Below are 15,400 nucleotides of genomic sequence, written 5' to 3'. Positions count from 1 at the left end.
CGAGTCGATTCCCGAAAAAAAAGGCCTCCTCCCCTGTAGAGTTCCTACATCTTCGCCTGGAAAGGCTTGAAGTACAGGCTAGATTAAAAATCCTGGAATTCGTATGCCGAAAAGGGAAGATATCCGATCCGTTCTTATCTTGGGATCCGGGCCGATCGTCATCGGCCAAGCCTGCGAATTCGATTATTCCGGCACCCAAGCCGCAAAAGCTCTCCGAGAAAAAGGAATTCGGGTCATTCTTCTCAATTCCAATCCTGCCACGATCATGACGGATCCGGACCTTGCGGAGGCCACGTATGTGGAACCCCTAACGGTCTCAGTAGTCCAAAAGATCCTGGAAAAGGAAAAACCGGACGCAATTCTTCCCACAGTCGGAGGCCAGACCGCCTTGAATTTGGCGATGGCCTGTCATAACGCCGGATTATTAGAAAAGTATAATGTAGAATTGATCGGCGCAAAAGTGGACGCCATCAAGAAGGCCGAGGATCGGGAATTATTCAAACGGGCCATGGAAAAAATCGGGGTTAGCGTTCCTCGTTCCGGACTCGCGAATAACCTAAAAGAAGCCGCCGAAATCAAGTCCAAGATCGGACTTCCTCTGATCGTCAGACCCGCATTCACTCTGGGCGGGACCGGAGGAGGTATCGCTTACGACGAGGAAACCTTCGACGAGGTGGTAGGCAAGGGGCTCAAGGCGTCTCCTATCAGCCAGGTTCTCCTGGAAGAATCCGTTCTGGGCTGGAAAGAATTCGAACTCGAGGTCATGAGAGACCTTGCGGATAACGTAGTCATCATCTGTTCCATCGAGAATATAGATCCGATGGGAGTCCATACCGGCGATTCCATCACCGTCGCTCCCCAGCAGACTCTCTCGGATAAGGAATACCAGAATCTTAGGGACATGTCCATTAAGATCATCCGCGAGATCGGAGTGGAGACCGGCGGATCCAATATCCAATTCGCGGTAAATCCCGCGAACGGAGACGTGATCGTAATCGAGATGAATCCGAGAGTATCCCGTTCTTCCGCTCTTGCTTCCAAGGCGACCGGGTTTCCTATCGCCAAGATTGCGGCTCTTCTCTCCATCGGGTACACGTTGGACGAAATTAAAAACGATATAACCCGTGTCACTCCGGCTTCCTTCGAGCCTTCCATAGATTACGTAGTGACCAAGATCCCCAGATTCGCTTTCGAGAAATTTCCCGGAGCTGATGATACTCTCGGGGTCCAGATGAAAGCGGTCGGAGAGGCCATGGCCATCGGGAGAACTTTCAAGGAAAGTTTCCAAAAAGCGATGCGTTCCTTGGAAATCGATCGCTTCGGTTTCGGTTCGGACGGAAACTTCGCGGAACTCGTGGAGTTTCATTCCTTATCCTCTCCTCAGAGAAAGGAAAAAATCGATGCATTCCTACGCAGACCCAACGACAAGAGAATCTTCTACGTTAAAAAAGCGTTAGAAGAAGGTTATACGATCGAAAGGATCCACGAGTTATCCAAAATAGATCCTTGGTTCCTGTATCAATTTGAAGATATTCAAAAGCTCGAAAAAGAATATTCCGAAAAAGGGAACGTGATACTCGGCAAGATGAAAAAGGCCGGTTTTGCAAACCGACAATTGGCCTTCCTCTCCCGAAAATCCGAAGTCGAAAAGATTCTGTCCTCTTCTCATACTCCCGACAAGAAGAAAGCGGAGATCGGATCCATCCTAAAAAGGGAAGAATTGGCTATCGAAGAGAGTCTGAAGACTTCCAAGATTGAACCTGTCTACAAAAGGATCGACACTTGCGCCGGTGAATTCGAGGCCTATACTCCTTATTTCTACTCTTCCTATGACGAGGAGGACGAGACCAATGTCACTCAAACTAAATCCGTTATCATCTTAGGCGGAGGTCCGAATCGGATCGGACAAGGGATAGAATTCGATTATTGTTGCTGCCACGCGTCCTTCGCTCTCCAGGATCTGGGAGTGGAATCCATCATGGTCAATTCCAATCCGGAGACTGTTTCCACGGACTACGATACCTCGGATCGTCTCTATTTCGAGCCCTTGACTCTGGAGGATGTGATCCAGATCTATCGAAAGGAAAAACCCAACGGTGTCATCATACAGTTCGGAGGCCAAACCCCTTTGAAGCTTGCCAAGGATTTGGAAAGCAGGGGAGTCCCCATTTTAGGGACGAGTCCCGACTCCATAGACCGTGCTGAGGATAGAAAACGATTCTCAGAAGTATTAGAAAAACTGAAATTGCTTTCTCCTAAGAACGGAATTGCGACCTCCATGGAGGAAGCCCGTAAGATCGCGGCTTTCATCACCTATCCGGTTCTAGTTCGCCCCAGTTATGTTCTGGGAGGAAGGGCCATGCTCATCATCAGCGAAGAGAAGGAGCTGGATAAATACATGGAGAAGGCGGAGGAAATCTCGGAAGACAGACCTCTGCTTATCGATTCCTTTTTGGAAGATGCGATAGAAGTGGATGTGGACGCTCTCTCCGATGGAAAAGACGTATTCATAGCCGGAATCATGGAGCATATCGAAGAAGCAGGGATCCATTCCGGAGATTCCGCTTGTATGCTACCTCCCCAGTCCTTATCCAAAAAAGTTTTGGACGAGATTCGGTCCGCTACCCAAGCTCTTGCCTTGGAGTTGCAAGTCAAGGGACTTATCAATATACAATATGCGGTTAAGGACGAGATCCTTTACGTAATCGAAGTAAACCCGAGAGCCTCCAGAACCGTTCCGTTCGTTTCCAAGGCGCTCGGACATCCTATCGTGAAATATGCGACGCGTATCATGATGGGAGAACCTCTAAAAAGCCTTCCTTTACCTAAGGAGATGTCCTTCTCCACAGTGAACGTGAAGGAGGCCGTGTTACCTTTTAATAAGTTCCCGGGAGTGGATACCATACTCGGGCCCGAAATGAGATCCACTGGAGAGGTGATGGGGATTGCGGACACCGCAGGTGAGGCCTTTCTTAAGTCCCAGTACATGGCGGGAGAAGAATTGCCTTCCCAAGGAACCGTATTCGTATCGGTGAACGACAAAGATAAGAAGGAACTCCTAAAATACATCAAGGACCTGTCGGGACTCGGATTCAATCTGATCGCTACCGAAGGAACTCATAAGTTCCTGTCCGAGAACGGAATCCTATCCTCTAAGATCAATAAGGTATACGATAATCAATTTCCTACCGCATTGGATTATATCCGGGAGAATAAGATCCATCTCATTCTCAACACTCCTTTGAGTAGAGTGACCCGAGACGATAGCTTTGCGATCCGCCAAGCAGCCATTCGATATAAGATTCCTTGTTTGACCACGGCGAATGCCGCGAAGGCACTAATCAAGGGAATGATGGAGATGACGGACAAAGGATTCACGATCCGTTCTCTCCAGGAAATCCATTCCAAATAGTCGATTTAGAGTCTATTCTATAGTTCCGCCCAGACTCGTACAATCTGCGGTAGCCGTACTCAAATCCCATGGCGTCGAGCCTGTGCCGAAATACGCCTTTCGGATGGAATATCCGCCGATATAGCAAGTGGCGATTCTCGCATTCGCGCAAAAAGACACTTTCAGAGAAGAAGGAGCGTATAACGCGCAGAGTTTGTTCGCAGGCATGGTTCGATCCACGCTCCAGTCTAAGCAACTGGATGTATCCGGAGAATCGCAAGAGGCTTGGTTCGGAGCATAATCTATGATGGGAGTCGGGTTGTCGCAACACCCGGGAGAATCGTTAGGTAGTGGAGCGGACAGATAGAAGAGGAAAAACGTTAGAGCGACAACTAGGGAGCCTGCGTTGAATAGCGTATTTCGTTTCATAAAGCGGAATAATCCCCTTCTAAAACATTTTGGCAGTGTTGGGAAGAGCCCGAAGCATCCCAAGAATTCCCATAGTAATATTTGACGCTTAAGCTCGTTCCTTTGCCCAATAGGGAGCATTCGTAGAGTTTTCCCGTCCGGTCGCAGGTATTTCCGTTTTGATAAGTCCCGCCTTGGAATTGGCAAATATTTTTGTGATCCGCTTCCGAAACGGTATTTTGGTATTCTATACAATCGTTTTGCAGAGTGCAGGAGCCTGAAAAAACCGGAGGAGGCGGGTAGAGTCCTTGGTAGATAAGATAATTCAGAAGATTGACTTCGGGAATGGCGCAAGGATCGAAATTGCAATCACAACCTCTAAACAAGGAGCCCAGAAGTAGAAGCGAGAAAAGATATAATTTCATCCGAATGATTCCTAACGCAAAATCGGAATGCGTTATCCAAAGTGGAACCATTGAGAATAGTTCTGCCTATCTTTTTTCGGGTTTCGCGATGGAAAACGCTTCCGAATCCGATTTCTTTAAGGAATTTAATTTTACAATTTCATTATAAATGAAACAGTGCAGGTGTTTTCAAACGGTTTCCTGAAAAATAGTTATGGGAGTGCGATATTTATATCTCAATTGGGATATGGATTCTTCATTTGTAATATTTTATTCTTATTCGGAATGCGGAATATGCGGGTTTGCATCTCAATAAGAAGGCGCAGCGTGTTTGCCGGAAACTCGGATAGAATTCTGAATAAGCGGTATCTTTGGGCGATGATGAGAGGGCGCTTGGCGTAACATGAATTCTCGCCGTTTTTTAGTTCCTACATCTTGGCCATGCGCAAGGGGACCCAGAAATTTGCTTCAATTAAATTATATTGAGACTCAAAATCAATTGACTTTGGAAATACCGGACTAAAATGACTGAAAACGAGGTAATTATCATATGGAAGAATACTGCCGCCCGATTCGCATTTCCGAAAGAGCCCATTTCGTCGTGGATCTTTGCGCCAATTGCGGGCACGTGCATCTGCATTTTGAAAATGGATCCCTAAAAATGGATCTCCAGAAACTGGACGATTTGCACAAGACGATCCAAGAAGCCCATTCCTGGATTCTGGAAGAGATGGCCGGGTTCAATTAAGGTCGAATCATTCTCCTGGATCATTCTTAATACGACATAATCAAACAAAGGAAGAAGATAATCTTTTAAGTATATCAAGGAATCCACGGATCTTTCGATCCTTATACTGCAAGGGGCAAGTTATGCAGATTCGAACGGAAGGACCAAACAGAGAAGAGGCGATACAGATCGCTTCGGAGAATAAGACTTCGCAACTTTCCGAAAAGGCAGCCCCGTCTTCCGGACCGAATTTTATGGATCTGATGAAATCCATCCAACTGCGTTCTCAGAAAGCGTTGGAGGAAGGTCAAAAGACTCCGGAAGTTCGGATCGAACGTAATGAGGAGAAGGAAGAGGTCAGAGAGCCCGAGCTATTCTCCGAAGTGGAAGAGAAAGAAGAAGAAATCGTAGAAGAAGATTCCGAAACGGAGGCCGACGATAAGGTTTCCTTTCTTGAGAAAAAAAAGATCCAGAACGGAGAATTCTCCGACGAGGAAGATCTGGAATGGGAAGAATTAGACCCCGAGTCTCCTTTCGCAATTCAGATGACTTCCTTTTTGGCCAATCTAGAACCTAAGAATGAAAAGGAAGCACTTCCCAAGAATAAGGAAGAAGCCGCGCCGGTTCAAAAAATCGTAAAGCAATCCAAACAAGAAACGACTCTGCAAACCGAGAAAGAGGAAATCCACTCTTCGCATTCCAAACCGTCGTTCGAAACGGAAAAGCGTCCCCTAAAGGAGAATAAAAAGTCTCCCGAGAAGGAAAGTCTGGAAGAAGGTCTTAAAAATCTGGAGGAAGTTCGTAAATTCTCCAAACCGGCTAACGAAGAGAAGGCGCAAGCGGCATTAAAGGAAATTCATAAAGAAAACATAATACCCGAATCCGAAAACTGGAAGATTACAAGAGAGAAGAAGCAGGAATCTTTTTCTCAGATCTCCAAGGCTCAGGTTTCCAAGGTAGCTTCCGCGGACGAATCCAAAGGCGATACTTCCGGGAAAGGAGCCCAGAACCAGGAATTCTCCCAGAGACAGGGCCAGGAGACCACTTTGACTCTTTTGAAAGCCGGGATGGGGATCCAGGAAAAATCTACAGAGATTTCCAATTCTTCCAATGCTCGCGCCAAGTCGAACTCAACTCCTTTGGCGGATCGTTCCGCGATGAAGGAGAATTTTCAGAGACTCGTTCAATCCGCGAAATTGAATATAGTGGAGAACGGTAGATCGGAAGCGACTCTTCGTTTGAATCCGAGAGAACTGGGCCGAGTTTCCCTACGCATCAGCGTGGAAGAGGATCGTGTCCAAGGAAAGATCGTAGTAGAGTCGGATCAAGTTCGTCGTCTCTTCGCCGGAGATCTGGAGCAATTAAAGAAGGATTTTAAGGACCAAGGATTGCAATTGGAATCCTTGAGCATAGAAGTCGAGGATTCGATGCAATTTTCCTGGAACGGATCCGGTTCGGACCGTGCCAACGATTCGGAAGGATTTTCAGAGGGAGTCTCTTCTTCCGTTTCTTCCTCTTCAGGCTCGCAAGTTTCCGAACTTGACTCTATAGAAATTTCGGAATCCGCCGAAAAGAATACGGAAAGACGCTTAAACGTTTTGGTGTAAGGAGAGAGTAATGCCTGACGCAAACGCCGTTTCCAACGAAGCCACCCGTACTCGTTATCTCGAAGGAGACAGAAGCTATAATTTAAAGAACCACTTCGAGAAATTGGAGAAGGAAGAAAAAAGCGGTCTCCAAGGAATCGAAATACGTTCCACCGCGAAAGCATTAGGAAAAGATGATTTTCTTAAGCTTTTAATCACGCAATTATCTTCTCAGGATCCTACGAATCCGGTCAAGGATCAGGACTTCATCGCGCAGATGGCGCAATTCTCCTCTTTGGAACAAATGAATAATATCTCCCAGGGAATTGGAAAAATGACGAACCGCCAGAGTTTCTCCCTGGTAGGAAAGATCGTATCCGGTCCGGACTTCGTGACGGGAGAGAACGTCGTAGGAATGGCGGGAGCGCTGTTTTTCGACGGAGAAGGTAAATCTTTCGTGCGTGTGAACGGAAGAACGGTGGAGATCGATGCGATTACTCTGATCACCGATCCGAGCGTATTGAATCAACCCGAGCCCGGGCAGAATGCGGGAACTTCTACAGCAGCTCCTAAGGGACAGCAGGCAGAGGGGAATCCGATGCCCGGTAGTCAATTGAAAGACGCAACGGCAAATTCTTCTCAGGAAACGACAGGCTTCGAAGAAGCAAATACAGGTGCCCCGGGCTGGAGTTTTCCGGGCAAACCAAACGATAGCAATTATTAATCAAATAGAAAGGTTCGAGGTAAAAGCGCCATGATGAGATCTCTTTATTCGGGAGTTTCCGGTCTGAAAAACCACCAGGTTAGGATGGATGTGATCGGTAACAATATTTCCAACGTTAACACCCACGGTTTCAAAACGGAAAGGGTTACTTTCCAGGATATGATTTCCCAGGAATTGCGCGGAGCTTCCGAGCCTAAGGAAAATATCGGAGGGGTAAACCCGCAACAAGTTGGTCTGGGAGCGTTGATCGCCGCGATCGATAAGATCATGACCCAAGGCGCATTGCAAACCACCGGAAAAAACACCGACGTTGCGATTTCCGGAGAAGGCTTCTTCATAGTGAAGGACGGAGATAAGCAATTTTATACGAGAGCGGGTGCTTTCAACCTGGATAAGAACGGATACTACGTGAATCCTGCGAACGGACTAAAGGTCCAAGGTTGGAATTCCCGTCTGGACGAGAAGGGAAACAAATACATCAACTCGTCCGCATCCGTTGAGGATATTATTATTCCTGTATATTCTAAAGAACCGGCAAAGGCAACTTCCAAAATCGATTTCAGATCCAACCTGAATTCCTCCGCCGCTGCCGTTCCTCCCGACGCAACTCAGGAAGAGATCACCGCCATGATCAACGATCCGGATCCTAAGGCGAGAAGGGGACACGTCACTACTATTAAAGTATTCGACGATCAGGGAGAACAAAGGGAATTCAAAATGGAATTCTATAAGGTTCGCGAGAATACTTGGAAGGCCCGCGTTTCTTTGACTGACGCGACTCAACTTTCCGTGGATGTTGCGGGAACCGGCGGACAGAATACCCAGGTACCGGGCCTGACCGAATTGGAGTTCGGATTTACCCCCGACGGTAAAATCGTCTACGTATCCGACGGAACCGATATGATGAATACCGGTAAACTCAACGCGAAAGTTTCCTTCAAGATTCCGGGAAATCCTCAGACGCAGAGCTTCGACCTTTCCTTGGGAGAGGCCGGAATGGTGGACGGTATCACTCAATTCTCCTCCGATTTTACTACGAAAGCGGTTAAGCAGGACGGATACACGATGGGATATCTGGAGTCCTTCTCCATAGACAATTCCGGAACGATTACCGGCGTTTATTCCAACGGTATCAAACAACCTCTCGCTAGAATTGCAACCGCTGTATTCAATAACCCGGCCGGTTTGGATAAGGCGGGGGACACTATGTTCGCATTTTCCAATAACTCCGGAGAACCGATGATCGGAGAAGCGGGCGTTGCGGGTAGAGGTAAAATCAACGCGGGTCTTTTGGAAATGTCTAACGTGGACTTGTCCGACCAGTTTACGGATATGATCGTAACTCAGAGAGGTTTCCAAGCCAACTCGAGAACGATCACCACCACGGACCAGATGCTCCAGGAAGTTCTGGGTCTCAAGCGCTAATAACTAAGACAATCTCCTAACGTTTTGGAAGCGCTCTCGGGAATTTTCCCGGAGCGCTTTTTCTTTTTTAGGAGCTTCGGGAGACCGAGGTCTAATGTTAGGATCTTAAACTCCCCAGGGAAAATTACAATCTACGAATTCATTTACAAGAACTCGAAACTGGAGAATGTGACTGTAACGTTCGTCGTAAATCGTCCGAACGCATGCGGATCTAAGGGAAGCGAAAATACAAAGAACTTAAGGGTTCTCGATACCATGGAGAATCCTAGGAGATCCGAATTCCGTGAAAAGAAAAAGAAAAAACGCCTTGGCATCCTCCAAGGGAACGAACTCCGGCTGGCTCCGCGAGATTCAAAGTTTTAATCATGAATTATTCAGAAACTGGAACGATGAGGAGTCGACCGCATTCGCGGAAAACTGCGAATCCAAAAATTTTCCAAGCAGCTCCGTAATCATAGAACCTGCAAAAAAATCCGATTGGTTGTATTTTCTTTTGGAGGGGAACTGCGAGGAATTCGCCTCTTCCGAAGCGGCGGATCGACTCATTATGCGAAATCTTTCCACTCCGTCCCATTTCGGAGAAGCGGGTTTTTTCGGATGGAGCGAAGGAAGATTCGGTATCCGATCTCTAAGCGCGATTCGGACGGTACGCATTTCCAAAAAGAATTGGGAGAAATGGCAAAGTAAATTTCCTCGAGCGGCGTCTTCCTTTCATAACAGAATAGAAACTAAACGTTATTTTAGGATGGCTTCTTACAAGCCTGATTCCCGCGAGGTTCTGGGTTTTATCTCGAATTTGGAGCTCTTATTTCATATCGATCGTAAGAAACTCTCCGGCCTGGCTCCTCATTTGCAGTGGCTTTATGTTCCCGGCGGGGAGAGATTGATTCGACAAGGAGATCCGGGAAATTCGTTATATATCATTCTTTCCGGTCGTTTCAGATTCAGCTTGGAGGACGAACACGGAAATATTATCGGAGAAGGAGAATTCGGTAAAGGCGATATTATAGGGGAGATGTCCCTTTTGACGGGCGAACCTAGGTCCGCATCCGTATATGCCGTCAGATCGGGGCAGGTCATTCGAATCTCCAGGGACGGATTCCGCGATTTCATTTCAAGGTCTCCGGAAGCCTTGTTTACGATCACCGAAACGATCGCAAGAAGATTAGGAGAGCGCAATAAACAGACCCATAGGTCCGGTAGAAAAGTGCATACGATCGCACTCGTGCCCGTTACCGAAGGATTTCCTCTTAAGGACTTTTCCAAAGAACTTTCAAAATCTTTAAAATACTTCGATTCTACCCAGCTTGTAAACGAGGAAAAACTGGGTAGATTCATAAAGAGTACCGTTTCATCCAAAAGGAACGGAAATCGATTCGGCATCCCGGATTTACTGGCATGGTTTTCCGGATTGGAAAAGGAATTCGATAAGGTACTTTTCGAAGTTGAAACCGAAGGAGACCCGTTGTGGGTGGAGACGAGTCTTAGACAAGCGGATCGGATTCTACTCCTCGCCGAGCCGGATAAGCCGATTTCCGAGGACTCTTACGCCTGGAATCTGATCCGGGGCGCCAGTATGTCGGAAACGATTAAAGAATCCGTAATATACTTGGAGGATTCCTATTCCAGATGGGCGGAATTGGAGAATATGTTGGAACTCCTACCCGGGCAGAAGCATTTGGTCCGAAAGAATCGCCCCGGAGAATTCGATCGAGTCGCTAGAAGAATGGAAGGTAAGGCGGTAGGAGTCGCTCTTGCAGGAGGAGGAGCCAAAGGGTTCGCCCATTTGGGAGTACTCCGAGCCTTGAGCGAGTCGGGGATTCCAGTGGATATCCTAGGAGGTACGAGTTCCGGTTCGATAATGGCGGGACTTTTCGCTATGGGATACGATTTCGAAGAGTCTCTCAGATTGATACGGGAAGTTTGGATCGAGGCTAAACTCACTCGGGATTATACTTTGCCTTTCGTTTCTCTCTTAAGAGGTGCGAAATATTCCAAGGCTATTCGGGAATTCTTCGGGAATCGGAAAATCGAGACCCTTTGGATTCCTTATCTCGCAGTCGCCTGCGATCTCACTCATTCGCGTCCTAAGATCTTTGATCGAGGAGAATTATGGAAAGCCATTCGCGCGAGTACTTCCCTACCGGGGATTTTTCCTCCGTTTTATAACGAAGGGGCTCTCTATGTGGACGGGGGACTCTGGGACAATTTGCCCGGCTCTCTAGTAAGGGAAAGGGGAGCGGATATCTTAATCTCAGTGGATTTGGGAACTGGATCCCAGCCGAATAAGGACCAGACTTACGGATCTTTGGTGGAAAATAAGCAGCCTGGTGAGGGACCCTCTTCCCTCCAATTGATCGGAAATCGTTTCCTATCTAAAGAGCAGAGATATTCCTATCCGAATATCGGGGAATTATTCATGCGATCCCTTCTTCTTTCCAGTAGAAATAACCTACTCCATACTAAGGAAGTCTCGGATATTTTCGTGGAGCTTCCTGTCCGGGATTTTTCCACTTTCGATTGGGACGAATACAGAAGGTTATACGAGATCGGTTTCGAGCATTCCCAATCCAGAGTTAAGGAATGGTCCAGGATCGTTAAGGAGAAGGTTTACTCGGATAAGAAGACTGTCTGATTCCGATAAATAATCCGATTGGATTATTATCATATTAGAATTAGCCGATACGATAAATAGAATGTAGGATATCCGACAAGGGACCGAATCATTTTATCGGGTTCATTCGTCGATTAACCGGAGCATATGAGGGGTTCGGTTTTTGGGTATGATCGGAACGGCCAAAAAACTCCTTTTCACGATTTCGGAAAAAAACTAGGATGGACCGAAGGAATGGAATCCAAATTTAAGCAGTATATCGTGACGGATTCCAAAAACTTGGGACCTAGGTTATCGGCTCTCTTTACTAAGATGCAGCCGGAACTTCTAGGCCTGCAGGACTTTTTCGACTACCCCGAAATCAGGGATTCTCCTCAGTTCGTCAACATAGTCTTTTATATAAACGATACCAGCCTCGAAGCGGAGAATCGACGCATCCGGGAGCAATTGCGCTTGAACCCTTTGATCTTGGGTCGTTTTATTCTGAATGCGGATCTAGGTTACGAGGGATTCAAGAAGACCGAAATCGAGGACGATTTGATTTTCGGTATCCTACCCGAAAATACTACGGACCTGCATCTCTCTAAGAGTTTTGCCAACGCATTTCTGCATCTTCAGATGATCACGGATCAGTTCGATCTTCTACATAAGATCAATACGGCGAAATACGAGATCAATCGATTGACCCGTATAGGCATCAGTCTTGCCAACGAAAAGGACTTCGATAAACTGCTAAGAGAAATCCTTTATAGCGCGAGGGAAATTTCCAACGCGGATTCAGGATCCTTATACCTGGTAGAGCAGGACGATATTGGGTTCATTAAGAATCTGAGATTTAAGATATCCGCTTTGAGTATAGATAGCGAGGAGTTCATTCTCCCGATCAATAAGTCGAGTATCGCCGGTTACGTAGCGGAGACCGGTAAGGTTTTGAATATTCCGGACGTTCATAATCTACCGGAAGGTTCCGAATTTTCTTTTAACGGAAGTTTCGATATTCTCTCCAGCTATTATTCCAAGTCTATGCTTGTGGTTCCCATGAAGGGGCATAGAGGGGATGTTGTGGGAGTACTGCAACTCATCAATCGTAAGAGGAATTTCAGCCAGAAATTATCGATAGAGCAGATGAAAGGAGAGGAGGTCCAACCTTTCGACGATTATTCCGCGCAGTTGGTATTGGGAGTGGCGGGGCAGGCTGCGGTCGCCATTCAAAATAACTATCTACTTAGGGAAATCGAAACCCTATTCGAAGGATTCGTGACCGCCTCCGTAAACGCGATCGAGGCTAGGGATCCGACCACGAGCGGTCATTCCTTCCGAGTAGCCCAATTGACTGTCGGGTTAGCCGAGACTCTCGATCGAGCCGATTTCGGTAAATACAAGGATTTAAGATTCTCCAAGGAACAAATCAAGGAAATACGTTATGCTTCCTTGTTGCACGACTTCGGAAAAGTCGGGGTAAGGGAAAAGGTACTCGTTAAGGCTAAAAAGCTGGAGGACCTGGAAGTCGATTTGATCGACTGGAGGTTTAGGTATTTAAAGAAAGACTTCGAGACGAAATTCGCCCATAGAAAGGTGGATTATCTTAAAAAACACGGAACTGTCGGATACGTCGATTTCGAGAAGGCCTTGGAATTCGAGTTTTCCGAAGAATGCAAGCGTCTGAACTCCATGTTCCAGATCATCAGCCAATCCAACGAGCCTTCGATTCTGGAAGAAGCCAATTCCCAATTTCTGGAAGAAATCGCGAAGATGCAATATACTACGACGGAAGGGGAGAGTTTGGATCTTATCTCTCCATACGAATTTAAATTTCTTACGATTAAGAAAGGTTCTTTGGATTTCGAGGAAAGAAAGGAAATCGAGTCCCATGTGGAGCATACGTTTCAATTCTTGAGTAAGATCCCTTGGACTAACGACCTGAAGATGGTTCCTACGATCGCGCACGCTCACCATGAAAAATTGAACGGTACCGGTTATCCTCGGGGACTCGCGGGAGAAGATATTCCGATCCAATCCCGTATTATGACGATCAGCGATATCTTCGACGCTTTGACCGATCAGGATCGCCCTTATAAAAAGGCGGTCCCTTTAGAAAGGGCTTTGGACATTCTCGAGATGGAAGCGAAAGAAAACCATCTGGACGGGGATCTCTTGAAAGTCTTTAAGGAAGCGAAGATCTGGGAAAAATTGAATCACCAGGGTCAGATTCCTAAATAATAAATTTTTGATATACTTTTTCGAATAAGACCCTCCTTTTAATCAAAAAACTGGTGCGTAGTTTCGCGGACCGAAAGTCTCCGTATCAAGCCTTGAGAAAACTCATCGTCTCTCGGAGTCGCTTTGCTATTTCTACAAGACTCGTGGCACTACTCGCGATCTCTTCCGAGTTAGCAGCACTATTCTGAACGGTGACCGAAATATTAGATACAGCGTTTGCCGTCTCAGAGATCGCAACTTTTTGTTCTCTGACCGAGACCCGAATTTCTTCCGACTTGGAATCCACTTCCTGTACCGCTCCTCGTATTTTTTCCTTCTTCTCCTGTTGGCGTTTCATGATACCCGCAATATTATCGCTGGAATCCTTAACGAACTGTAGGCCTTCGGAAATTCCGGCATAGACTTTTACGGAATGATCCACGAATCCTTGCCCGGATTGGATTTCCAAATTGCTGGTCCGGATCAAATCTTCTATCGTCTTTGCGCTTTGATCCGTTTGTTCCGCGAGTCTGGTGATTTCGCTTGCCACCACCGCAAAGCCCCTGCCGTGCTCTCCGGCTCTAGCCGCTTCGATCGCGGCATTCAAGGCCAAGAGGTTCACTTTTTCGGAGATCTCTTTGATGATTGCCGTAATGGATTGCATTTCCTCGGAACTATTTTCGATTTTCGCCATGCTTTCGGAAAGGTTGCCCATCGTATCCCTTCCTGCTGCGACCTTGGAATGCATTTCGGAAATTCTTCCCAGAGAGATTTTTGCGGCTTCTCCCACTTCTCCGATCAATCCGTCCAATTCTCTCATTTCGATGGAGAACGATGCGATCAGTTCGTATTGAGATTCCGCATTACGTGTTACTTGGGTCATTCCCGCACTGATTTCTTCCACCGATGCGGAGATTTCCTCCACGGACGCCGATTCGGATTGGGCGTTTGCGGATAGATGGTCGCTGGATTTGGAAAGTTGCTCCGAAGATTCCAGAAGATTCTCCGAAAATACTAAAATCGTGGAAAGCATGGATTTGACTTTGATTTGGAAATCCCGGAACGCTATGAGAAGAAGGTGCATCTCGTCCTTCTTTTGGGCGTCCTCCTCCACCTGAATGGGATTGCTGAAGTCCGCGTTTAAAATGGAATTCGTGACCAGCTTTAGCCCTCGGATCAGACGGACGGAAAAAACGATCGCGATGAATAGAATATACGCTATGGAAAATGTGGATAATAACACGAAGCCTACGGAACTTGCTTTGTATTCGATTTCGGCGTTTTCGGAAATCTCTTCCGTGATATGAATCTGAAGTTGTATCAGTTTTTCAATTTTCTCGGTTACAGGATCGATCCTAGGATACAATGATTTAGAGGCGAATTGAGAAAGCGCCTCTCTATCCTGGGCCTTCATGATATTCTTGGCCTCTACGATTACTTGGTCCGCTCCCTGAAACAAGGGCTCCAATTCTCCTATGATTTGCACTTCCTCTTCTACCAGATGGGTTTCCTTATAGGTTTTCCAGGAATCTCGGATTTTCAAGTCCGCAGTATCCAAACTCTTGATACCTTCTTCGAAATTCAATTCTCCGCTTTTGGTCTTATGGATACAGTCTACGATAAAAATGGCATAATTATCAGAAATTTGTTTCAGAAGTTTGAGGGGAACCAAACGGTCGTTGTGGATATTGGTGATATCCGTGATCCGAGCCTTATTACTTATGAAGGCGAGAAATACGAGTAGGCTAATCGGAAGAATGACGGATCCGAAAAGCAGGGTGAGTTTGGTACGGATCCCCAATCTCTCCAAAAGATTGATTATTTTGTTCATCGTCGTTTCCTTAAAGGCTCTTTTCCAAGAATAGAAAATAGAGAATCGAGCTTTACGAAGGGACGTATCTTGGGCGCCGGCATGACAAAAG

Annotated in this window: 10 protein-coding genes; 7 read left to right on the top strand and 3 right to left on the bottom strand. The window is 46.6% G+C overall.

The window, feature by feature from the left end; translation table 11 throughout:
• Positions 1 to 103 precede the first annotated feature (103 nt).
• Positions 104 to 3,412: a carbamoyl-phosphate synthase large subunit gene (gene carB, locus LEP1GSC061_RS03080; RefSeq protein WP_016543526.1), complete on the top strand. Its 3,309-nt coding sequence runs from the start codon at positions 104 to 106 to the stop codon at positions 3,410 to 3,412.
• Between the two features lie 12 nt (positions 3,413 to 3,424).
• Here carB and LEP1GSC061_RS03075 read toward each other — a convergent pair whose 3' ends face one another.
• Together LEP1GSC061_RS03075 and LEP1GSC061_RS03070 are read right to left on the bottom strand one after the other, a co-directional pair.
• Positions 3,425 to 3,820, bottom strand: coding sequence for a hypothetical protein (locus LEP1GSC061_RS03075; protein WP_016544036.1), 396 nt, complete (start codon positions 3,818 to 3,820; stop codon positions 3,425 to 3,427).
• Positions 3,817 to 4,224 (bottom strand): hypothetical protein, encoded by a 408-nt coding sequence (locus tag LEP1GSC061_RS03070; RefSeq protein ID WP_016543512.1) that lies wholly within the window; start codon positions 4,222 to 4,224, stop codon positions 3,817 to 3,819. Before LEP1GSC061_RS03070 ends, LEP1GSC061_RS03075 begins: the two co-directional genes overlap by 4 nt.
• Before the next feature lie 529 nt (positions 4,225 to 4,753).
• Between LEP1GSC061_RS03070 and LEP1GSC061_RS03065 the strand changes: the two genes are divergently transcribed.
• The 6 genes from LEP1GSC061_RS03065 (at position 4,754) to LEP1GSC061_RS03040 (ending at position 13,499) form a co-directional block, all read left to right on the top strand.
• Entirely contained in the window at positions 4,754 to 4,951 is a 198-nt protein-coding gene (locus tag LEP1GSC061_RS03065; RefSeq protein ID WP_016543667.1) for a hypothetical protein, read from the top strand.
• A gap of 122 nt (positions 4,952 to 5,073) precedes the next feature.
• Positions 5,074 to 6,537, top strand: coding sequence for a flagellar hook-length control protein FliK (locus LEP1GSC061_RS03060; RefSeq protein ID WP_016543913.1), 1,464 nt, complete (start codon positions 5,074 to 5,076; stop codon positions 6,535 to 6,537).
• A gap of 10 nt (positions 6,538 to 6,547) precedes the next feature.
• Entirely contained in the window at positions 6,548 to 7,240 is a 693-nt protein-coding gene (locus LEP1GSC061_RS03055) for a flagellar hook capping FlgD N-terminal domain-containing protein (protein WP_016544015.1), read from the top strand.
• 30 nt (positions 7,241 to 7,270) lie between these two features.
• The gene (gene flgE, locus LEP1GSC061_RS03050) at positions 7,271 to 8,665 is read left to right on the top strand and encodes a flagellar hook protein FlgE (RefSeq protein ID WP_016544155.1); all 1,395 of its coding nucleotides are present in this window, start codon (positions 7,271 to 7,273) and stop codon (positions 8,663 to 8,665) included.
• A gap of 283 nt (positions 8,666 to 8,948) precedes the next feature.
• Complete coding sequence (locus tag LEP1GSC061_RS03045; RefSeq protein WP_016543371.1) at positions 8,949 to 11,300, top strand: patatin-like phospholipase family protein; 2,352 nt, start codon at positions 8,949 to 8,951, stop codon at positions 11,298 to 11,300.
• A gap of 213 nt (positions 11,301 to 11,513) precedes the next feature.
• The gene (locus tag LEP1GSC061_RS03040; protein ID WP_040508012.1) at positions 11,514 to 13,499 is read left to right on the top strand and encodes an HD family phosphohydrolase; all 1,986 of its coding nucleotides are present in this window, start codon (positions 11,514 to 11,516) and stop codon (positions 13,497 to 13,499) included.
• Between the two features lie 85 nt (positions 13,500 to 13,584).
• Here the strand turns inward: LEP1GSC061_RS03040 and LEP1GSC061_RS03035 are convergent, their stop codons facing one another.
• Entirely contained in the window at positions 13,585 to 15,309 is a 1,725-nt protein-coding gene (locus LEP1GSC061_RS03035) for a methyl-accepting chemotaxis protein (protein ID WP_016543601.1), read from the bottom strand.
• Positions 15,310 to 15,400 lie beyond the last annotated feature (91 nt).

The sequence above is a fragment of the Leptospira wolffii serovar Khorat str. Khorat-H2 genome (assembly GCF_000306115.2).
Lineage (GTDB): Bacteria > Spirochaetota > Leptospiria > Leptospirales > Leptospiraceae > Leptospira_B > Leptospira_B wolffii.
This window is presented reverse-complemented; position numbering and strand designations above follow the sequence as displayed.

Coding starts and splice junctions, on each gene's coding strand:
- carB (WP_016543526.1), top strand. CDS start 104: ATGCCGAAAAGGGAAGATATCCGATCCGTTCTTATCTTGGGATCCGGG.
- LEP1GSC061_RS03075 (WP_016544036.1), bottom strand. CDS start 3,820: ATGAAACGAAATACGCTATTCAACGCAGGCTCCCTAGTTGTCGCTCTA.
- LEP1GSC061_RS03070 (WP_016543512.1), bottom strand. CDS start 4,224: ATGAAATTATATCTTTTCTCGCTTCTACTTCTGGGCTCCTTGTTTAGA.
- LEP1GSC061_RS03065 (WP_016543667.1), top strand. CDS start 4,754: ATGGAAGAATACTGCCGCCCGATTCGCATTTCCGAAAGAGCCCATTTC.
- LEP1GSC061_RS03060 (WP_016543913.1), top strand. CDS start 5,074: ATGCAGATTCGAACGGAAGGACCAAACAGAGAAGAGGCGATACAGATC.
- LEP1GSC061_RS03055 (WP_016544015.1), top strand. CDS start 6,548: ATGCCTGACGCAAACGCCGTTTCCAACGAAGCCACCCGTACTCGTTAT.
- flgE (WP_016544155.1), top strand. CDS start 7,271: ATGATGAGATCTCTTTATTCGGGAGTTTCCGGTCTGAAAAACCACCAG.
- LEP1GSC061_RS03040 (WP_040508012.1), top strand. CDS start 11,514: ATGGAATCCAAATTTAAGCAGTATATCGTGACGGATTCCAAAAACTTG.
- LEP1GSC061_RS03035 (WP_016543601.1), bottom strand. CDS start 15,309: ATGAACAAAATAATCAATCTTTTGGAGAGATTGGGGATCCGTACCAAA.